The following is a 21,026-nucleotide window of genomic DNA, read 5'->3' as shown; positions in this document are numbered from 1 at the left end:
CTACCTCTAGTTTGACCGGGTCATGATGACCGGGTCACGATGACCGCTTCACCATAATTTCCAGTTCTCTTAGCTGCTCCTCGGAGATGGTAGAAGGTGTATCTATCATCACATCACGCCCGGCATTGTTTTTAGGGAATGCGATATAATCACGGATAGAATCCGCTCCATCAAAGAGGGCACACATACGGTCAAAGCCAAAGGCGATACCACCGTGAGGAGGGGCGCCATATTCAAAGGCATCCATCAGGAAGCCAAACTGCTTCTGCGCTTCTTCCTGGCTAAAGCCTAATTTGTTGAACATAGTGTTTTGTAACTCTCTATTATGTATTCTGATGGAGCCTCCACCAATCTCTACTCCATTGATCACCAGGTCATAAGCATTAGCCCTGACTGCCCCCGGATTGCTTTCTAATTTTTCAATATCTTCAGGCTTGGGCGAGGTAAAAGGGTGGTGCATAGCATGGAAGCGCTCCATTTCCTCATCCCACTCCAGCAGAGGAAAGTCTACTACCCAAAGTGGCTTGAAAGTGTTTTTATCTCTCAACCCAAGCTCATTTCCCATATGCAGGCGTAATTCGTTGAGTGCTTTACGGGTTTTATGGGTTTCGCCTGCCAAAATTAGCAGTAAATCGCCGGGCTTACCACCCATTGCTTCCATCCAGCCTTTGAGGTCATCGGCAGAGAAGAATTTATCTACTGAAGACTTGAAAGTACCATCCGCATTACATTTTACGTAGACCAGGCCTTTAGCACCTACCTGCGGTCGGGTCACAAATTCGGTCAGGGCATCTACCTGCTTTCGGCTGTACTCAGCACAGCCTTCCGCGCAAATCCCCACGACCAGCTCAGTGCTGTCAAATACCTTGAAGCCTTTGCCTTGAGCTATCTCATTCAACTCAGTAAATTTCATCTCAAAACGGGTGTCTGGCTTATCTGAACCGTAATACTTCATGGCATCGGCATAGTCCATCCGTGGAAAATCCGTAATCTCCACACCTTTTACCTCTTTGAAAAGGTATTTGGTAAGCTCTTCAAAGGTATTGAGAATATCTTCCTGCGTCACAAAGGACATTTCGCAGTCTATCTGGGTGAACTCCGGCTGGCGGTCGGCACGTAAGTCTTCATCACGGAAGCACTTGACAATCTGGAAGTAGCGGTCAAAGCCGGAAACCATCAGCAACTGCTTAAACGTCTGAGGAGACTGGGGCAAGGCATAAAACTCCCCCGGATGCATACGGGAAGGCACCACAAAATCGCGCGCTCCTTCGGGCGTAGATTTGATCAAGACCGGGGTTTCTACTTCTATAAAATGTTGCCCATCCAAAAAGCGGCGGGTATGCTGCATCATTTTGTGGCGTAGGTGGAGTTTATTACGCACTACACCTCGGCGCAGATCCAGATAGCGGTACTTCATCCGCAGGTCTTCACCTCCATCGGTATCATCTTCGACAGTAAAGGGAGGAACTTTGGAGGTATTAAGTATTTTCAGCTCACTAACTTCCAATTCCACATCGCCGGTGGGCATTTTAGGGTTTTTGGATACCCTTTCTATCACCTTTCCTTTTGCCTGAAGAACAAATTCACGACCCACTTCCCGGGCTTTATCAATCAGCTCTGCCGCTGTTTCACCATGCGTATCCACGCCGGCTTTAAAGATAAGCTGGGTAAGGCCATACCGGTCGCGCAGGTCAATCCAGATTACTCCACCTTTATCTCTCACCCTTTGTGTCCAGCCGCTAAGGGTTACTTCTTTATTTACATCTTCAATCCGAAGTTCTCCGCAGGTATGCGTACGTAGCATATGTTGAAATTTTATTTTTTCGGTAAAAAAATTTGGGTGGTAATTTAGCCTATTTTTTATTGAGGGGAAAGTTAAGTGGTCAGACTGTTGAAAGTTAAAGGTCAAAAGTTCTGGATACTCATTACCAATCTATAGATCGACACTAATATTTAATTTCTAAAATTTACGCATAGGCAGCACTCATTTTCATTTTTTACAGATGATCAGCGGATACAAAAAGCTGATTTTTGAAGGCAAAGCATCGCATTGGGTAAAACCATGAGATGCAAAATAGCTGGCATCATACGAAGTTGCTTCTAAAACCAAAAAATCTGCCTGTTGATATTCTTCAGTAATATTGGCAGGCTTATCATATTTTTCAGTAAGGTATTGATAATATAGATAAACATGTACATAGGTAGAAGATATGCCCATGTATACTTTTGCTTCCTTCCGGACTGCTTCATTTATATGAGCCTCCAGTTTATCATAATATACATTGGGTAATAATGTTACCTCATAACTGTTTTCCTGATACTCCAGGTATGAAACAAAGGAAAGCACTACCAACAGGAAAGCAAATACTACTTTTCTCGCCCGTTGATTTTGAGTAATCCTTTTGACCCAAAATACTACCACAATAGCCACAGATGGATACAGAAAATAAGTAACATAGGTGATCGTACGCTGAAACATAAAGGATCTGAAAAGTAAGGCATACAAAAAAATACTTCCGAGCATGAATGCGGTAAAGAAAAACCAGTTTTTCACTCTTTTATCTGCTTTAAATAGCAGGATCAGCCCCAAAATGCTTACAATTAAAAAATATATCCACCCCCGATTGGGCGTTCCTGCTAAATAACTCAAAAGTTCCGCTGAAGCTACCGGATAAACGTAACTGTAAAACCTTTCAATTTTAATGGGTGCTACAAACTCATTGAAAGCTACGGCTTCCACACCACTGAAAATAAACATGGGTAAATAACATAGCAATACACCTACGCCTATGCATAAACTGCTGACTAACAATCTAGCCAACAGTTGAAGGTCTCGCTGAAGGTAAGCCTGCATGCCTCCATACATCATAAATGCCATAAAGGGGATAAAAAAGACGGGAACCGTACAAGCGCCAAATACGCAGGCAGGCACAAAAATAAAGAAGGCTTCTCTACGCTTCTTCTCCACAGCCAGCAGCAACGAAAACCCTGCTACAAGTGCCAGAAAGCTCATTAAGGAATAGCCTCTTGCTTCCACAGCATAAATACTGGACGGAAACAATAAAACACATATCAAAACTGAAAATAAGGCAGCAGCATAACTTTTAATGTACCTGAGCAATCCCATGAATAAAAGCAGCAACAACAAGTGGTAGAATATGATAGAAGGAAGGCGCCCTGCCAGTATAGGATCATTTAAGAATTGGCTAAAAAACCAGAAGACGTAATTGAAGAAGAGGTGGTTATTTGGAAAGGGATAATAAACACTTGTTAACAAGACTCCCTTATTTACAAAAAAATAATAGCTCATCAGTTCGTCTATATGCACAGGCATGTAATAGTAGTGATAGATGCGCAAGACAAGCGATAGAAGAAAAGCGCCCCAAAAGCCATATTGCTCTAAGCTGGATAGCTTCAAAAAAGCCTGAAGGGATTTTTGCAACTCTTTTTTACAAAAGAGATATGCCTTACTTATTTTGCTGAGGACCTCATTCTGAAAGCGAAAAAACAGATAAAACAAACCACCTGTCAACATCCACATAGATATTGCTATATATTTACTAAACTGATAGGAAGCAGGAGTGATGGTTTTGTCAAAGCGCCGCAAACCTTCCTTGAAAAAGGAATATGTTTTATCCAGTTTCCATGCCGTAATTTCTTCAAAAGAAAAAAACCAGCCCAAACTAATCATACTATTAATGGTAAGTAGCCAGGCGGAAAAGACAATAAGTACTATCCATATAAAAGCCTGAGCAAGTAAACTTTTTTTGTGTTGCTCTACCTGAGAGCGGGCTTTCAGAAAATCCATTCTGTGAACTAATTTTTACGATTGTACTCCTCCTGATATTCCTGATCAGCATTGATTCCCCACAGATCAGTATTTTCTTTGCCAAGTAGATTTCTTGCTGCCAATAGCCCCATCAGTATGGAGTGGTCTTGATTGTTATACTTAAACGCGCCATATCTTCCGATCAGACTTAGTCCCTTGAAACGATCCAGAAATTCTTTGATAAGCTGTAAATGTTCTTGATAGCCGAGTTCGTATACCGGATAACATTTAGGCACTCTAATGACTTTCGTTTCTAAAATCTTCGCGTTTGGTGGGAGCAATTTGGTTTGTAACAGTTCTCTTTCTGCCTGCCGAACTATAATTTCATCCTGTTCTTTCCACAAATCCTCATCAGTAAAAGTCCAGAATTCCATACACAAAATAGAGGTCTTTTTATCGCCGTAGAGATAAGGGCTCCAGTTTCTAAAGTTGGTAATCCTGCCATGCTTTACTTCAGGAGAGTGGACATATATCCAGTTGTCTTCAAATAACTGGTCACTGTCAATTTCCAGATATACAAGGATGGTGTTTCTAAAATAGAGTTGCTCAGTAGCATGCTCCACAGGTTGTGGAACTGCTTCAAAACTTTTTATGAGGGTCGTTAGAGGCATAGTTGATATCACATGCTCTGCAGTAATCTCTTTACCATTATTCAATCGTACGCCTGTTACTGTATTTGTTTTATTGTCCAAGAGAGATGCCTGCACAGGAGAGTTTAGATGAATATGCCCCCCGTTTTTCAGAATTACCTGCTTCGCTTTTTCGTAGAGCATTCCACTACCCTTCTTAGGGTAATCAAACTCTTCTACCAGTGAGTGATGCTTTTCATTCTTATTTAAAGAAAGTATCTGCTTTGATGCCTCCCACAGCGATAGGGACTTAATCCGTTGAGCTGCCCAATCGGCATCAATGCGAGCGCAGGAAATTCCCCACAGCTTTTCTGAGTAATTTTTGAAAAAGATGTTATATAGTTCTTTTCCAAATTTGTTGGTTACCCAGGCTTCTAGCGTACGAGGATTTCTTTGAGGGGAAAGTTTCTGATATGCATATGACCAGAGAATTTTAAATATCTCTCGCTTACGGAGATGGCTAAGTACGTTACCTAGCTTAAGAGGGTAGTCAAAAAACTTTCCCCGATAATAAATCCGGGTCAGTCTTCTTACTTTTACATAATCTTCTTCTATAACTTCTTTAAAAAAGTTTTTGACTAAGGGATGCTTGGTAAAAAAACGGTGAGGGCCACAGTCTACAGTCTGCCCCAATACTTCCATACTTCGGGCCATACCTCCTACATGGGCTGAGGCCTCATATATCTCTACCTGAACTCCATTCCTGCTCAATTCATAGCCCGCGGCTAAGCCAGCAGGTCCAGCCCCTATAATGATTACTTTTTTAATGTGAATTATTTTTAAGTTTCTGAATAATCTTTTTCCTGCTTTTCATTAATAGACTAACAATTTTAGGGAGTGTATTTTTTTCATAGGTATATATAATTCTGCTTTCTGCTCCAAAACTAGCATAAAAATTACCTAATGATTGTACTTCACCCCCTTCAAAGTCAAAAATGAGATCTTGACCAGCATATTTTTGAATGATATGATCTATTAATAAAGAAGAACTCCTAATTTGAAAAGCTAACTTTGAGTTAGAACCAAAAAGGTAAACTACCTTTTTATTGTACTTCACTATCAGCGCGGCTGCGATAATACTATTGTTATAAGAAACGTAGTATACTTCCATCAAACCCAATTGTACAAGATGAGCATATAACCTTTTTTTTAACTCAATCTGATACAAATTTAAGCCGGGAATTTTGTGAAAAGTTACTTGTCGGAAAATGTTAAGGGCCTGCTCTACATCCGTAGAACCAACGATATGCTGCTCATACCTGTTAGCCCTTCTGATACTATACTTCCTGTCGTACCTATAGTTATCATAAATTTCCTTATAAGACTTTCTCAGATCAAGATGATAAGTTGATATTGCTGAAAGAAAACCTTCGGGCAGATAATCATCCTGTTTTAATAAACTATAATTATCTACATTAAAATGATAACGTGCTACATAACGATAGCTTTTCAGACTCGCTTTTAATAGTTCATTGTACTGCACATGAGTTAAATTTCTACGCGTGTAAATTCCTAACTCCCGGGCAAAGGGATCTTGATAAATATATTCAATACCGTATACTTTTCGGACCTGAAAGGGCATGACTGCCAGGTAGTTTTCATGTTCATCTAATAAGATGGCTGCTTTCCATACCCGTTCACAATGCTGAAGGTAGGTATAGGTGGCATAAATGTTCCCCTCACGAGAACCTAGGATAAAATTATCCCAGGTTTCTTGATCAATTTCGTGGCTGCGTAATACGATTACATGCATGAGAATGCAAACATAAAAAAAGACTGCCTGAAAATCAGACAGCCTGGTAAACAGCGCTTAAATATTTTGTGATTAGGATTTTACATTAAATACCTGGAGCGCATTTGTAAGGCGTTCTGGAAATTGCAAGTCGTTTTGAAACAGCATTAGGCATCTACCTTCACACTATCATTTCCGATGAGGATAGGTTTGCCGAAACGGCCTTCTTCTTTGCCGTTTTCCAGTTTGAGCACCCCACGTGGACAGACCGATGAACAGACGCCGCAACCCACACAGGACGCCCTAACAATATTCTGTCCTCTCTGCGCGTACCAACGCACATCTATGCCCATCTCACAATACGTAGAGCAATTGCCGCAGGAAATACACTGCCCCCCATTAGTAGTGATGCGAAAGCGAGATTTAAACCTTTGTACAATACCCAGATAGGCAGCCAGCGGACAGCCAAAACGACACCATACCCTATTGCCCATCAGTGGATAAAAACCAGTGCCAATTACCCCGGCAAAGCCCGCTCCGATGAAAAAACCATAAAATTCCGCCACAGAATAAGTGGGGATGCCGAGCAAACTTCCGCTCTCCGTGAAGAAAGTATAAATCATTCCGATGGTCATGAGTACGGCAAAAAGCAATACGCCATGTACCATCCAGCGCTCTATGCGCCAGGCTTTCAGGGACTTGTCGGAGAGCTGGCGGTAGGGATCACCTAAGGTCTCGGCCAGGCCACCGCAACCACAGACCCAGGAGCAGTACCAGCGTTTACCATAGAAATATACCAAAACCGGTACGGCAACTACAATCAAAATAATGCCCCAGAAAAGCATGAAAGTACCCAAGCCACCAGCCTGTATGAGCTGGTTCAGGCTGCTGGGAAAGAAAAAATCATAGTCCAGCGGCCAGATGTTTTTAAAATCGTAATAAGGATAATTGAGCCGGATCAGTATCTCAGGAAGCAGGAAGGCGAAAGCCAGTTGGAAAAACATGACTGAGCTGGTCCTGATGAGGTGATAATTACTGTGACGGTACTTTATAAACATGCGCACGCCCATCACCAGTATGGCTAAGGTGTAGAGAAATCCATAAAGAAAAAATTCTCCCGCCGGACTTCCTTTGAGCCAATAACTTATTGGATCAGCTAAAATGATCCAGTTGGTCATGTAGTAGGGGTAAAAATACAGGACGATATAGAACAGGATGAGAAAAGTACCCAGCAGTATCCCTATCCAGCCGCGGTTTTTCATTGCACTAAAGAAGATACCATTGTGCCTGATGCCGGCAGGTTCTTTGGCATGAGGTAATATGTACATCAATGCGCCTAGGATGGAAAGCCCAATGGAGAGCAGTAGTATGAGCAACGTATTTTCTTTGATAAGTCCTTTAGTAGAAGCTTTTACTACTGATGTGTTTAATGATTTTTTGCGGTAACGGCTGATCCCCTTCTGGCCTGCAATGTCATTGTTGACGCTGGCTACGGTCTTCTGCAACTGAGACTTCAGTTCTTCTTCACTGCCAAACTGTTTACCTTCCAGGAAGCCGGTGTAGGCCAGGAGCTTCTCTCTCTTGAGGCTAGTAGCCTCATCTTCCCTCTTTAGCGTGTTCTTCACCACTTCGGCGGTGTAGGTAAGATCATTGGCTGCTACCTCTGAGACTATACGACTCACTTCTTCATCACCTATACCGTACAGATCGCGAACCCGAATATTAGCAGCATCCCAGGCTGCGTTCAGATCATCCACGAAAGCAAAATTGGTTTCGTAGGTTTTGCTTATCATGTTTTGAGCTTCTTCCAGCACAATATGGTAAAGGCTGCCCCCACTCTTGCTTGTTTCTCCTTCCTGATCGGTTTGTTCGGTTTCCGGTTGCGCCGCATTAGGTGAAGAGGCTTCATTGGAAGTGGCCAACTCCTGTTTCAGTACTTTCTGGTCCAGCTCATAGTCAGACATGAAGAAGATGCCAACAAACAAGCCGAAGCCTAGCAGAAAGATAAGTAGTCCGAATAAGCGTATGCCATATACTCTGTTCATATTAATATTTTTTATAATCCAAAAAGTGCGGCGATTATGTTTTTCTTCCTGGGCTGTACCGCTCTATCGGGAAAGTCCTGGTTGAATTTGTTGATTATCTCCGGCTCATAATGCTTAAAAAACTCAGGATCAAAATTAGCTTCTTTCAGATGCTGCATCACAAAGCCAATGTCCCGCTTCTCTTTGATCCAGCGGGCACAAAGCTCGTGGCGATAGCGAATGCCCATCAAATTAAAGCCCTTGACGGCTCCGCTTTCTTTCTCAAAGGCTACCCGGAAGGCTACCTCCTTTTCCGTATTGATCCAGTAAAACTGTTCTTCATCTTCTTTTTGCTGCGCGTTAACTTCTCCGTAGACCTGGTATTCTATATCAAAAAACTTTGCGGAGTTAAAGAATACACCCGGCACGTACTTCATCTTTTCTCCGCAGATGGTACGAGCAACGGTTTCACCCTGCATTCGCCCACTGTACCAGATCTGCTCCAGATTTCTGCGACCAGCGGGAGCCACCTTATGTTGAACACAATCTCCGGCGGCATAAACATCCGGTACATTGGTTTCCAGAAATTCGTTGACGAGTATGCCTCGGTCGGTTTCAATGTCAGAACCTTTTAAAAACGCTATGTTAGGCTTTACACCTATGGTAATCCCTACAAACTGACAAGGAATTTCTTCACTATCTTCGGTCACCGCAGCCTTCACTCTCCCATTTTCGTCACCTTTTATCTCCTTAAAATTTGTATTTTCTCTGAGGTCAATTCCATGTTTACGAATGTGCTGGCTTACCATTTCCGCTTCCTGCTGAGGCAGAATGTGATCCCAGTACGCCCTCTCACGAATGAGCAAACTCACGGGTATCTCACGCGAATGCAGACACTCTGCCATTTCTATACCGATCAGGCCACCTCCTACAATCACGCCCCGCTCAATGCCTTTGGTATTCTCTTCCATCGCATCAATATCCTGCTTGCTGATCATACCCTGCACACCCTTGAGCTCTTCTCCCGGCCAGCCTGCCCGATTTCCTTTGGAGCCGGTTGCCAGTAGCAGTATATCGTAAGGCAAATTGCCTCCGGCTTTTAGCTTGAGTTTCTTTTCCTGGCAATCTACTTTCTCTACATAATCCTGTACCAGTTGGATATCGTTTTTATCCCAAAACCAATCCTCATAAGGTTTGGTATGTTCATAAAGCATATGGCCCATGTAAATATACATGAGCGCTGTGCGTGAGAAAAAATATTGGGTCTCGGCAGAGATTACTGTTATACTATATTCAGAGGCTGATTTCTGTTTGCGGATATGGCGCGCGGCAGTGATGCCTGCTATACCATTTCCTACAATGCAAACTTTTTTCATGAAACAGAGGATAAAAAATGAAAAAATTAAGGTAAAGCTAAGGCGGACGTAATATATAAAATGTCAAGCAGTTGACATCCCTTATGCTTATCTAATCCGTTATTTACAAAAGCACTTTAAATTTAAACGCATGAAACACCTATTTGTATTTTTTGCATACTTCGCCCTAACTCCCGCAAATGCACTCAATATAACTGACTTCACACAAGAAGCCGATCAGTTTTTTGGGAGTTATGTTGAGCATGGCCTGGTAGATTATCAGGCTGTGAAACAAAATATGGAAGAAGTAGAAGCCCTTTACCAACAGATCGCGAAGATGTCTGCACAGCGTATGGCTGATGCTGAAAAGAAAGCTTTTTATATCAATGCGTATAACCTAATCGTCATCCGGCAGATTGCTGAAAATTATCCGGTAAGCTCACCCATGAAAATTGATGGTTTTTTTGACCAGCAAAAGCACAAAGTAGCCGGAGAGATGCTTACGCTCAATGAATTGGAAAAACAAAAGTTACTACAGCCCTATAAAGATGCACGTATCCATTTTGCACTGGTATGCGCGGCACAAAGCTGTCCTCCTCTGCCTCAGCATGCTGTTCAGGCTGATCGCTTGGACGAACAGATGAACCAGCTTACTAAAAAAGCTTTAAATAACAATGATTTTATCCGGCTAAAGTCCGGCCAGAAAGAAGTAGCTGTTTCCAAAATTTTTGAGTGGTACAAAGATGATTTCAAGCAGGAAGCTTCTTCCGTATTGGCTTATATCAATACATATCGAAAAGAGAAAATTCCCTCTTCTTATGAGTTAAGCTACTACGAATATGACTGGGCACTGAATGAGCTCTAATCTCCCAAAAACTCTCTTATGAAACTAGACCCGCCAGATTTCGACAATCTGGTAGGTCTGTCATTGACATTATAGCTTATTATTTTACCTGCTCAGCCTTAGGGGCTTCGGGAATTTCCATATACGTGCCGCACTGGTCACAGGTACGCAGTTCCTGCGAGTTGTGAAACTTATTGATAATAGGCGGCAGCTGCTCTACAATATTTTTCAGAGGGAAATATTCTTCATACATCTTATGCCCACAATTTTCGCAGTACCAGATTAAGCCATCGGTATGCTCAGCATTTCGCTTTTTTTCAATCACCAGACCTATGGTATTGGCAGGGCGGCGTGGGCTGTGGTGCATCCTGGCAGGACAAAGAAAGATATCCCCTTCTTTGATGACTACATCTTTGATTTCGCCCTCTTCACGTACCTTTACAGTGATTTCTCCTTCCAGTTGGTAAAAGAACTCTTCCGTCTCATTGTAATGGAAATCCTTACGGGTATTGGGACCACCCACCACCATCACAATAAAGTCATCAGTATCTTCGTACACCTGAGCATTCCCGACCGGAGGTTTCAAAATATCACGGTGTTCGTCTATCCATTTTCTCAGATTAAATGCTTTTTTAATAGCCATAGGTGAAATCAAATTTTTCTATAAGTCAATGAATAATAATAAGGCTTTATATGCTAATGGTAAAGCACAGCGGTGTAATTTACAAATTCCAATGATTATGGAGGATGAGAAAAAACAAACTCCCTCACTTTTTCATTACTCTTGTAACGATCTGTTATTTTTTAACGTTGCATGCAGGTCTCCACAGGTCTGCTTGCCACTTTATATACTTCAGCCCATATTTTTTTAGCATGAGTAACTCTTCTTTTCAACAAAGCAAGGCTTCAGAGCCTAACAACTCAAGAGAGATGCTAAGAAAAAAGATACTCAATTTGCGCAAGGAACTGTATGAAGCAGAGCAGGCATGGATAGCGGGGGAAAAAAATGATGAAATCACTGCCACTTCAGTGAACAGCCTGGGCACCGGTCACAAAAAAATGAAAAGGCTCAAGTTTCTGACAGAGCATATGGCCCAGCTCCTCTGGATTATTCGCTCCGATGGGCAACCGGAATATTTCAACAAACGCTTTTTTCGTTATACCGGGTACACGCTCAGAGAATTAAAAAGAAACAGATGGCAGGAAACCATTCACCCCGATGACTTTGAAGAAAGCCTGAGGTTGTGGCAAAAAGCATTACATTCCGAAGAACCTTGTGAAATTGAATACAGGCTGAAAAAAGCTAAGGACAATACCTATCGCTGGCATCTGGTCAGGAGCATGCCCATGAAGAATGATTCAGGTAAAATTACCCATTGGGTTAGCTCAGCTACTGACATACACGAACGGAAGAAGCAATCCGAACAGATTGAAGAAAAAAACCATCAGCTCAGCCGTATAAATCAATACCTGGATGACCTTGTACATGCTACCGCCCATGATTTGCGAGTACCCGTAGCTCGCCTTCAGCTCCTTGCAGACACTTTTTATGACCTTTCAGCAGAGCAGAGGCAAAAAGTGCTACCCAAAATTATTCGCAGCGTAAATCATCTTGACACTTCCTTAAAAGGACTGATTCAGGTCATAGAGTTGCATAGCCACCCTGAAGAGCTGAAGCAAAACATCTCTCTCAGAGAAATTCTGGAACACGTACTTGAGCGCAAGCAGGGTGTAATACAGCAAACCCAGGCTATCGTACAGATAAATGATGAAGAAAGCTGTACAGTCAATTATGTAAAAAGCTATTTATACACTATTATTGATAATATGATCAGTAATGCGATTAAGCACTGCAAACCTGATCAAGCACTACAGCTAAAAATTAGTCTAAAGCGAAAAAAAGAGCACTGCCTCATAATTTTTGAGGATAACGGAGTGGGAATCAATTTGATCAAATATCGTGAACAGCTCTTTTTACCTTTTCGCAGGATCAATAAGCGTGTAGAAGGAATGGGTTTGGGACTCTATATTATCCAAACAATTCTGGAAAAAAATGGTGGTTATATTGAAGTAAACAGTCAACCCGATAAAGGGTCAGTATTTAAAATATTCTTGAAAGAATATTAATAAATTTGAGCAGTTATGATATTCATGATTGATGATGATGAAGATGCGCTTGAGATCTATGCGATGCTCATAGAGAAATCAGGCTATTCCGATCTTTTTGTTACCTACAGTAGTGGCGTAGAGGCATTAGAAGCCTTGAAGGAACTTCACTCAGAAGGAAAGAAGTTTCCTCGTTATATACTTCTTGACCTCAATATGCCTGAACTGGGCGGTGTGGATTTTGTAGAAAAATACGAAGAGCTTTACTATCCTCAATATGCACAGACAGAAATAGTCATTCTCACCAGTTCTGTGCGGGAGAAGGACAATGAGGAAGCACTACAATATGACGCTGTAAGTCGCTTCATCAGTAAGCCTCTTTCTAAAGAAAGGCTTGTTGAGATGCTCTCCGAAAGCGCCTCAAAATCATAATTTTACATTATATACCTGCCTGATCTGTTTTTGCTGTACTGACACTGGGATTAAGCGAAAAGCAATATTTCTTAATTTTGCAAGCAGCTTATTTTCCCATTGTGCTACTTTTCCTAGCTGATAAGATGACTTGACAATGGTATGAGTTCTTTTCATGCGCTGGCTTTCATATCTCTGAAATGCTTCTTCTACCCCATACCTTTCCAGCAAATTAGCTATGACCATCGCATCTTCAATAGCCATGCAGGCACCCTGGCCCATATTGGGTGTAGTGGCATGTGCTGCATCCCCAGCCAATGCTACTCTGCCAAAAGCATACTGAGGAATAGGTTTAAGGTCAATAATATCGTTCCAGATCAAATGCTCGTCTCGCGTATGACTAAGGATATCATCAATTGGCGCATGGTAGCTTTCAAAATGTTTTCTTAGTTCCTGTACTCCAAAAAACCGCATTCGCTGATCTTGCTCAGGGGCATTGGCAGTAGCAAACCAGTACAGTTTTCCATGGCCTATAGGTACGATTCCAAACCTTCCATTTCTGCCCCATGTTTCGGTAGCCTGATGCCCTTCCCATCCTTCAGGGACATAATCTATAATAGCTCTCCAGCAGGTATAACCTGCGTATCTTATGTCCAACTCAGGCAATAACTGCTTACGCACCGCAGAATGAATGCCATCAAAAGCAATAACGGCATCAGCGCTAACTTCTGCTCCGTCTTCAAAAGTACAGCGCATAACTTGTTTGTGCTGCTGAAAACTACTCAAGGCCTTCCCCAAATGCAGACTTCCGGGAGTTAGATGTTCCATCAAAATTTCATGCAGTATCGCTCGGTGGATGGAAAAGTTTACCGCTCCGAATTCTCGCTCAACCGGTTCAAGATTGGTATCAGCAATCTGCTTTCCCTTTTCATCCAGAATACGCATATGCCGCAAAATATTGCCTGCCTGTATCAATGGCTCATCCAGCTTTATTTGCCGAAGTGCCAGTACCGCATTGGCCGAAAGACTTATCCCTGCTCCCACTGCCTTTAGCTGCGGAGCTTTTTCGTACACCTGAGCGTCAAAACCTTTTTGCTGTAGGGCTACAGCTGCGCATAAACCGCCTATACCTCCACCGATTATTGCTATTTTTTTCATGTCATTAAAATTAGCTCTTTAGGGCTAAAGCAAAGGTATAAAATTATTTTCATACATTAGCTCTGTAGAGCTATACTAATTTTTATAATGAATACCAAAGAAAAAATATTAGCAACAGCCAAAGACTTATTTAATGAAAGAGGCTTGGAGAGTACTTCAGCCAAAAATATCGCTGCCACTCTAAAAATCAGTGATGGTAACTTACGGTACCACTTCCGCACCAAAGAGGATTTAGTATATGCTCTGTATATGCAACTTGTAGAGGCTTTCGACCAGCAGCTTACCCAATTTGAAGCACAAAGTTTTAGCCTGCATCTGGTTTACCAGACCTTGTCATATGTATACCATAAGCTCTATGCCTATCGTTTTTTAATGGCAGATTTTGTAGCCATCATGCGTAAATATCCTAAGATACAACTACACTACCGAGCACTGACGCATACACGAAAACAGCAGCTCTCACAATTTACAGAAGCTTTAACGCAAGAGGGAATTTTCAAAAATGATATTCCTGTCAGCCAGTATGCTCACCTAACTGAGCAACTGAGCCTCTTATCGGATGCCTGGATAGGGCATGCCGAGGTATTGTATGAAGGGGATGAACAACAAAAACTTAAGCACTACACGATGCTTGCCTTTAGCATGCTCGTACCCTATCTTACGACCAAAGGCATGTACGAATATATTGACATTGTGAGTAAACGCTAAATGACAAAGAAAGTGTTTTTAGGCTACGCAATATTCAGCTATCTGCGTTATGATTTCTTCAAGGGGCTCATAAACCTGATAGCTTCTGCCCAGCACATAAGTTTTTGGTCTTATCTAAAGGGTAGCGTAAGAAAACCGCTTACGCCCATACGATGGATGCACAAAGGCAATACTGCCATTGTTAGACACAGACTCCGCAATAGTAAGCGTGTGAGCGGGAGGCTCCGAATTATACAGATAAGCTCCTTCTTCGATCAAGTCAAGAAACCCTTGCCCGAATTGCTCTTTCCCATGTATTTCTACAGTCTGTAATACACCTTCAATACAGCTGAAAGTTTCTCCGACAGGAGCTATCCGATTAGCAGTTGCCATACCTCCGTGATAGGCGAGTCAATTTTACATGCTCTTCAAAACGTTTTCCGGGCCAGCAATTACCGAGCTAAAACAATAACGCCAACCGCATAAAGGACCGGAATTTTTCGTGTGCTTCCATAAGTTAAGGCTGTAAACCAATAACATTAAGTGCGGATAAGAACGCGGAAGGGTGTAAAATAAAAAAGTCCTTGTCGTAATGACAAGGACTTTGGTAGTCCGTAGGGGAATCGAACCCCTGTTACCAGGATGAAAACCTGGCGTCCTAACCCCTAGACGAACGGACCGTCAATCACCACTCAGCGTGGCGAAAGTTTTTCTCAATTGCAAACAGTGAGAAAGTGAATTAAACAAAATTTAAGTAGTCCGTAGGGGAATCGAACCCCTGTTACCAGGATGAAAACCTGGCGTCCTAACCCCTAGACGAACGGACCATGTTAACCTCTTTTGGTTTTGAGACCGCAAATATAAAGCGCTGTTTTAAAATTGCAAAACGATGACGCTATTTTTCTTGAAATAGAGTTCAAATGTCTCCAAATAAAGCATTTCAGTCATACTAACACCAATATTCCTAAACAAGTTTTATTAAAACGAGTATAATCGAAGTGTATATATTCTCTTAACTACGATCTAAAACTTGATTGTAACCTAGGGGATTGTATTTTTGTCGAACAATTACTTTTAACTTTAATAAAGACGCTAACATGAAAGTAGCTATTAACGGTTTTGGCAGAATTGGAAGGCTGACCTTCAGAAGACTGCTTACCAAAGAAAACATTGATGTCGTTGCCATCAATGACCTAACCGATACTAAAACACTTGCCCATCTGCTGAAATATGATTCAGCTCACGGAATTTTTCCTCACGAAGTCACCCATGACAGTGATTCTATCACCGTGAACGGCAAAAAAATTACAGTACTTGCACAGAGAGATCCCGCGGCTCTTCCCTGGGGAGATATGGGTATTGATGTAGTACTCGAGTCTACCGGTAGATTCGTAGACGAAGAAGGTTCAGGAAAACACCTGACAGCCGGAGCCAAGAAAGTAGTGATCTCTGCGCCTGCTAAGGGCAACATTCCTACTGTAGTATTGGGCGTAAATGACGATACACTTACCGGCAGCGAAACTATACTTTCAAATGCTTCTTGTACTACCAACTGCCTGGCTCCTATGGCTAAGGTAATCCACGATAAGTTTGGTATCCAGAAAGGATTTATTACTACGATCCACGCCTATACAGCTGACCAGAATATTCAGGATGCTCCTCACAAAGACTTGAGAAGAGCTCGTGCTGCTGCTGTTAACATTGTACCTACTACTACTGGCGCAGCCAAAGCCGTAGGCTTGGTACTTCCCGACCTTAAAGGGAAACTGGATGGAAACGCAATGCGTGTACCTACAATCACCGGTTCGTTGACTGACCTTACTTGCGTCTTAGATAAGGACGTAACTGCTGAAGAAGTCAATGCAGCGCTCAAAGAGGCCGCAGAAGGTCCGATGAAGGGGATTTTAGAATACAGTGAGGCTCCTATTGTATCTTCTGATATTGTAGGAAATCCTCATTCATCTATTTTTGACGCTCCATTTACCAGTGTTAATGGTAATATGGTGAAGTGTATTTCCTGGTATGATAATGAAGCAGGTTACTCAGCCAGAACCGCTGACCTGATAGCCAAAATTGGCAGTATGTAATCTTGCTCAAAATAATTCTTTATGAAGCTCTGCCTTTTATTTGGCAGAGCTTTCTTTTTTTAGGTAAGCACAGACTCAGGTTTTCATCTTCACTACGTCTTTGCTCTGCATCACTTTCACCCCTTCTTCTCTCAGTTCTTCCATAGTTTTCTCATAATCACCTTCCTGTAAATTGACTGCCCGCGTAGCATCTTTGATCACTACTGTCTCAAAGCCTTCTTTCAGGGCATCCAGGGCAGTAAACTTTACACAGACATCAGCTGCTAAGCCAGTGATAAATACTCTATCAACTCCTTTGTCTTTCAGATACTTGCTTAGGCCGGTGGCACGTTTATGTCCATTATCGTAAAACCCACTATAACTGTCAATATTTTTATCCAGGCCTTTCTTTACTACAGTAGCGACTTTGTCCATGTTCAGATCTTTGGAAAACTCAGCTCCTTCAGAACCCTGTACACAGTGTACCGGCCAGAGAATCTGATCTAAACCGCCTAAATCAATGTGGTCTCCCGGCTTTTTACCTTCATGGTTAGCGGCAAAGCTAGCATGATCAGCCGGGTGAAAATCCTGGGTAGCCACTACCAGGTCAAAATAAGGCTGAAGGTCATTCACTACAGGTACAATCTGGTCGCCTTCTTCTACCTCCAGTGCACCTCCCGATAAAAAGTCATTCTGAATATCCACTAATAATAACGCATCCATAAAATCAGCTTTATGATTTTGAAAAAAAGATTCAACAAGGTCTATAAATACAACTCTCCCCTATTTAAGAAAAATCCTCTAAAAAGCCCTTTTTTAGTTTTGTTCATTCTATCAAAAGATATTACAAAGGTTGGCTTCTCCACACTGTTTGAGGGCTTATGGAGGTAACAGGACTTATCTTGTCTGATTGAATTGACTTATTCAGGAATCTTATGCAATCCTACCGATATCTACTTGCGTTCGTCCTCATACTCACTGTCTTACAGCATGTACATGCTCAAGCCCCTGTCATCAATAACATTGACAGAACCTATGGCACTGTAGAGGAAATCGTTACCATTAGCGGTCAAAATTTTGGCGCTGATCAAAACAACATACTTGTAATGTTTGGTGCTGCTGCCGGAGAGATTGTATCACTCACTGATGGTACCATCAAAGTCAAAGTACCTGCCGGAGCTACCTACGGTAGTATTTCCGTCACAAGGCTGGATACACAGCTTACCGCATACTCCACACAAAATTTTACCTTAAGCTTTGACGGGCAAGGCTTCGAGAACAGTCAGTTAGAAGCTCCCATCTCCTTTCCATCGTCAGGGAATGATTTGGCCAACCTCTGCATGTGTGATTTTAACCTGGATGGCAAGGTAGATATCGCCACTTCCGACTTGAAGAATGATGAAATTACCATACTGGAAAATACTTCTCCTGACATCAGTTCTGTAAATTTTACACAGAGAGAATTTGAGTTAGGTGCAGACACACGTTGGGTACGTTGTGGAGATCTGGACGGTGATGGTTTTGCTGACTTAGTATTTTCAGCTTCAAACTCAAATACCAATAAAGAGAGAATTTATATTCACAAAAACATAACCGATACCACTGTAAGTGATGAAATAAAGTTTAATGAGACTACCCCTCCCCTTTCCTATACAGTAGATGGTAATTCATCTGCCAGAATGGATATCAAAGACCTGGATGGAGATGGGAAGCCAGAAATTATAGTAACTACAATTACAGTTGATGGTGTAATTTCAATATTTAGAAATACCAGTAGCGAGGGGGACATCAGTTTCAATCCTACACCTATTCTTCCTTTTCAGCAGTTCAATATCAATAATGAAAAGATTAGCGGTATAGATATTGAAGACCTGGATGGAGATGGGAAATTTGATATTATGGTTTCAGAAGATGAAGGTAGTGGGATTTATATAATTAAAAACAGCAGCAGTCCCGGCAATATCAGTTTCAGTGAGCATCTGGAATTGAGTACCTCTGGCCTGACCACTAACATGCGAGCCGGAGACTTGAATGGTGATGGCAAGCCTGAGATTATCATCATCAATAAGTCTTATGTTGGGATATTCAAAAATACTTCTACTGCTCAGTCCTTATCTTTTACAGATGCCCTACGTATCGACCAGATCAGTATTGGAAGGGACGGTCTGGAACTTGCCGATATGGATGGCAATGGCAAACTGGATATTCTGTACGCTTCCGCCTCCGGGAACCGACTGGTAGTCTTACTCAATCAAAGTACCGAAAGCAGCCTGGATTTCAATACTAAAAAAACCATTCTTAGCAGCGAGGGGATACAGAGTGTACGTGCCGGAGACCTCAATGGCGACGGTAAGCCTGACCTTGCCTATGCGGAAATTGCTAGCGATGTAATCACCGTTCAGCTTAACCGAAACTGTGTTAAGCCCATTTTAGAACCTCAAAATGGATTAGGAGTATGTGATCTGCTCCCCTATGAGCTTTCAGTAACCAAAGCCATTGGGGTCACCTACCAATGGGAAAGTTCAGCCGATGGCAATAGTTTTACCCCCCTTGCCGCTGCCACTGATTCTATCTTTACTTTCACCACTCTTAATGAGGCTTATTACAGAGTAAAATTATCCTCATCTCACAACGGCTTTGACTGTAACGAGATCGTTTCTAATGTAGTGCAGGTAGTTCGCCCAGAAGGATTTGTGCCGGATAAACCTACTATCATTGATATAAATCCTGAAGAAGCATTCTGTTTTGGCGACAGAATTATACTAAGAGCCCAAAATGTAAACGCACGCTTCTTCTGGACCGGCCCCAACGGATTTACTTCCAATGAGCAAAACCCGGTCATCAATAATGCCAGCAAAGATAATGAAGGCTGGTATGTACTTTATGTCAAAGCAGGCGAACAAGACGGGGGCTGCGTGAGTGACACTACTAAAACATATATCAAGGTGAGCGAACCTGAATCTATTAGCATCACCTCTGATGATCCGCTGGTACTCTTTGAAGACGGACAGGCTACGTTAAATGTAGAAGCTGTGCTAGGAAGCACTTATAGTTGGAAAAAAGATGGTCAGCTCATTAGTGGGGCGACCACAACTACCCTCAATGTAACTGAGCCAGGCAGCTATACCGCTACTATCCAAAATGAAACCGGCTGTACCAAAGAAAGCAGCCCCATAGAAATAGCACGTGCCCAAATAGACATACCGGCGAGTGTATGCCTTAATCAAACATTAGACGTATCTGTCAGCCCTACTACGATCAATGGACAGGATATCAGCTACCAGTGGAGCTTCGGAGATGAAAGTAACAATCAAAATGAAGCTTCTGTGAGCCATTCATTTGCTGAAGCAGGTACTTATACAGTCAGTTTAAAAATTATTGCCGATAATAATAGTGTAAAAGACACATATACTCAGGAAGTAACGATTATTGATATTCCTGAGCTATACATTGAAACACTCGGAAGCCCTAATTTATGTCCTGATGAACAGCTAGAAATTGCTGCTAATGAAGGTTTTGCCTCTTATGCCTGGGATAATGGTGAAAGCGGAACCAATATCACTGTAAATGAAGCAGGCATCTATACACTCACAGCCTTAACTGATGCCCACTGTACAGAAACAGCCAGTATAGAAATAGTACAAGCTGATAATCCTGAAGCAAACATAAATGCGTCATCTGACAGAATCTCTTTAGGAGACACTTTGCAGCTAAATGCCAGTGGGGGGGCTTCTTACATATGGTCACCAGGGACTTCACTTAGCGACAGTACGATTGCTAACCCTATTGCTCGGCCTCTCATTTCTACTACTTATACTTGTATAGTGACCAATACAGAGGGGTGCCAAACTACCGTTAGCTATACCCTCAATGTGGATCGCTCACTGGATGTAGCTCCTGACAAAGCATTTACTCCCAATAATGATGGTCGCCATGACACCTGGTATGTGGAAAGAATGGATCTGTTTCCCGATTGTAAACTCACCATTTTTGACCGCTTAGGAAGTAAGCTGGCTGAAATAGAAAATTACAATAATGCCAGTGGCTGGGACGGTACCATTCATGGTAGGGCCGTAGCGGATGGAGTCTACTTTTATCTGATTGACTGCGGAGAAGAAGCCGGTAGCAAAACCGGAAGCGTCACCATCATTAGATAGTTTCCGGAGCTTATCAAGTAATTGTTCC

Annotated in this window: 16 protein-coding genes and 2 tRNA genes; 6 read left to right on the top strand and 12 right to left on the bottom strand. The window is 42.2% G+C overall.

Annotated features, from left to right (window positions below; all coding sequences use genetic code 11):
* Nucleotides 1-34: 34 nt before the first annotated feature.
* The 6 genes from aspS to OKW21_RS31315 all read right to left on the bottom strand — a co-directional run bounded on the left by aspS (nucleotide 35) and on the right by OKW21_RS31315 (nucleotide 9,590).
* Nucleotides 35-1,804 carry an aspartate--tRNA ligase gene (aspS, locus tag OKW21_RS31340; protein WP_277487506.1) on the bottom strand — a complete coding sequence of 590 codons (1,770 nt, stop codon included), beginning with the start codon at nucleotides 1,802-1,804 and terminating at the stop codon, nucleotides 35-37.
* Between the two features lie 186 nt (nucleotides 1,805-1,990).
* Nucleotides 1,991-3,808, bottom strand: coding sequence for a hypothetical protein (locus OKW21_RS31335; protein ID WP_277487501.1), 1,818 nt, complete (start codon nucleotides 3,806-3,808; stop codon nucleotides 1,991-1,993).
* 8 nt (nucleotides 3,809-3,816) lie between these two features.
* Nucleotides 3,817-5,211 carry an FAD-dependent oxidoreductase gene (locus tag OKW21_RS31330; protein WP_277487847.1) on the bottom strand — a complete coding sequence of 465 codons (1,395 nt, stop codon included), beginning with the start codon at nucleotides 5,209-5,211 and terminating at the stop codon, nucleotides 3,817-3,819.
* A 10-nt stretch (nucleotides 5,212-5,221) separates the two neighbouring features.
* Complete coding sequence (locus OKW21_RS31325) at nucleotides 5,222-6,211, bottom strand: GNAT family N-acetyltransferase (RefSeq protein WP_277487499.1); 990 nt, start codon at nucleotides 6,209-6,211, stop codon at nucleotides 5,222-5,224.
* Between the two features lie 146 nt (nucleotides 6,212-6,357).
* Nucleotides 6,358-8,235 carry a 4Fe-4S binding protein gene (locus tag OKW21_RS31320; RefSeq protein ID WP_277487497.1) on the bottom strand — a complete coding sequence of 626 codons (1,878 nt, stop codon included), beginning with the start codon at nucleotides 8,233-8,235 and terminating at the stop codon, nucleotides 6,358-6,360.
* Between the two features lie 11 nt (nucleotides 8,236-8,246).
* Entirely contained in the window at nucleotides 8,247-9,590 is a 1,344-nt protein-coding gene (locus OKW21_RS31315; protein WP_277487495.1) for an NAD(P)/FAD-dependent oxidoreductase, read from the bottom strand.
* Between the two features lie 130 nt (nucleotides 9,591-9,720).
* Here OKW21_RS31315 and OKW21_RS31310 point away from each other — a divergent pair, with 130 nt between their 5' ends.
* Entirely contained in the window at nucleotides 9,721-10,434 is a 714-nt protein-coding gene (locus OKW21_RS31310; RefSeq protein ID WP_277487493.1) for a DUF547 domain-containing protein, read from the top strand.
* A gap of 79 nt (nucleotides 10,435-10,513) precedes the next feature.
* On the opposite strand, the gene OKW21_RS31305 is transcribed toward OKW21_RS31310, so the two are convergent.
* Complete coding sequence (locus OKW21_RS31305; protein WP_277487491.1) at nucleotides 10,514-11,056, bottom strand: 3-hydroxyanthranilate 3,4-dioxygenase; 543 nt, start codon at nucleotides 11,054-11,056, stop codon at nucleotides 10,514-10,516.
* Nucleotides 11,057-11,286: 230 nt separating this feature from the next.
* Here OKW21_RS31305 and OKW21_RS31300 point away from each other — a divergent pair, with 230 nt between their 5' ends.
* Nucleotides 11,287-12,540: a sensor histidine kinase gene (locus OKW21_RS31300; protein WP_277487489.1), complete on the top strand. Its 1,254-nt coding sequence runs from the start codon at nucleotides 11,287-11,289 to the stop codon at nucleotides 12,538-12,540.
* Between the two features lie 15 nt (nucleotides 12,541-12,555).
* Nucleotides 12,556-12,951, top strand: a complete 396-nt coding sequence (locus OKW21_RS31295) for a response regulator (RefSeq protein ID WP_277487487.1) — start codon at nucleotides 12,556-12,558, stop codon at nucleotides 12,949-12,951.
* Here the strand turns inward: OKW21_RS31295 and OKW21_RS31290 are convergent.
* On the bottom strand, nucleotides 12,946-14,088 hold the full coding sequence (locus OKW21_RS31290) for an FAD-dependent monooxygenase (RefSeq protein ID WP_277487486.1): 1,143 nt from the start codon (nucleotides 14,086-14,088) through the stop codon (nucleotides 12,946-12,948). The genes OKW21_RS31295 and OKW21_RS31290 overlap by 6 nt on opposite strands.
* 87 nt (nucleotides 14,089-14,175) lie before the next feature.
* On the opposite strand from OKW21_RS31290, the gene OKW21_RS31285 reads away from it, so the two are divergent.
* Entirely contained in the window at nucleotides 14,176-14,796 is a 621-nt protein-coding gene (locus OKW21_RS31285) for a TetR/AcrR family transcriptional regulator (protein WP_277487484.1), read from the top strand.
* A gap of 114 nt (nucleotides 14,797-14,910) precedes the next feature.
* On the opposite strand, the gene OKW21_RS31280 is transcribed toward OKW21_RS31285, so the two are convergent.
* The 3 genes from OKW21_RS31280 to OKW21_RS31270 form a co-directional block, all read right to left on the bottom strand.
* Nucleotides 14,911-15,168 (bottom strand): hypothetical protein, encoded by a 258-nt coding sequence (locus OKW21_RS31280; RefSeq protein WP_277487482.1) that lies wholly within the window; start codon nucleotides 15,166-15,168, stop codon nucleotides 14,911-14,913.
* A 212-nt stretch (nucleotides 15,169-15,380) separates the two neighbouring features.
* Nucleotides 15,381-15,455: transfer RNA gene (locus tag OKW21_RS31275), tRNA-Glu, on the bottom strand.
* Nucleotides 15,456-15,530: 75 nt separating this feature from the next.
* Nucleotides 15,531-15,602: transfer RNA gene (locus OKW21_RS31270), tRNA-Glu, on the bottom strand.
* 270 nt (nucleotides 15,603-15,872) lie between these two features.
* Here OKW21_RS31270 and gap point away from each other — a divergent pair.
* Nucleotides 15,873-16,862 (top strand): type I glyceraldehyde-3-phosphate dehydrogenase, encoded by a 990-nt coding sequence (gene gap / locus OKW21_RS31265; protein WP_277487480.1) that lies wholly within the window; start codon nucleotides 15,873-15,875, stop codon nucleotides 16,860-16,862.
* Nucleotides 16,863-16,937: 75 nt separating this feature from the next.
* Here gap and pncA read toward each other — a convergent pair whose 3' ends face one another.
* Nucleotides 16,938-17,564 (bottom strand): bifunctional nicotinamidase/pyrazinamidase, encoded by a 627-nt coding sequence (gene pncA / locus OKW21_RS31260; RefSeq protein WP_277487478.1) that lies wholly within the window; start codon nucleotides 17,562-17,564, stop codon nucleotides 16,938-16,940.
* A 212-nt stretch (nucleotides 17,565-17,776) separates the two neighbouring features.
* Here pncA and OKW21_RS31255 point away from each other — a divergent pair, with 212 nt between their 5' ends.
* A complete protein-coding gene (locus tag OKW21_RS31255; protein WP_277487476.1) occupies nucleotides 17,777-20,998 on the top strand; it encodes an FG-GAP-like repeat-containing protein in 3,222 nt (1,073 codons plus the stop codon).
* Nucleotides 20,999-21,026: the final 28 nt, after the last annotated feature.

Origin of the sequence: Catalinimonas alkaloidigena (genome assembly GCF_029504655.1) — a bacterium.
Lineage (GTDB): Bacteria > Bacteroidota > Bacteroidia > Cytophagales > Cyclobacteriaceae > Catalinimonas > Catalinimonas alkaloidigena.
The sequence above is the reverse complement of the archived record's forward strand: the minus strand, read 5'-3'. Positions and strand labels throughout refer to the sequence as shown.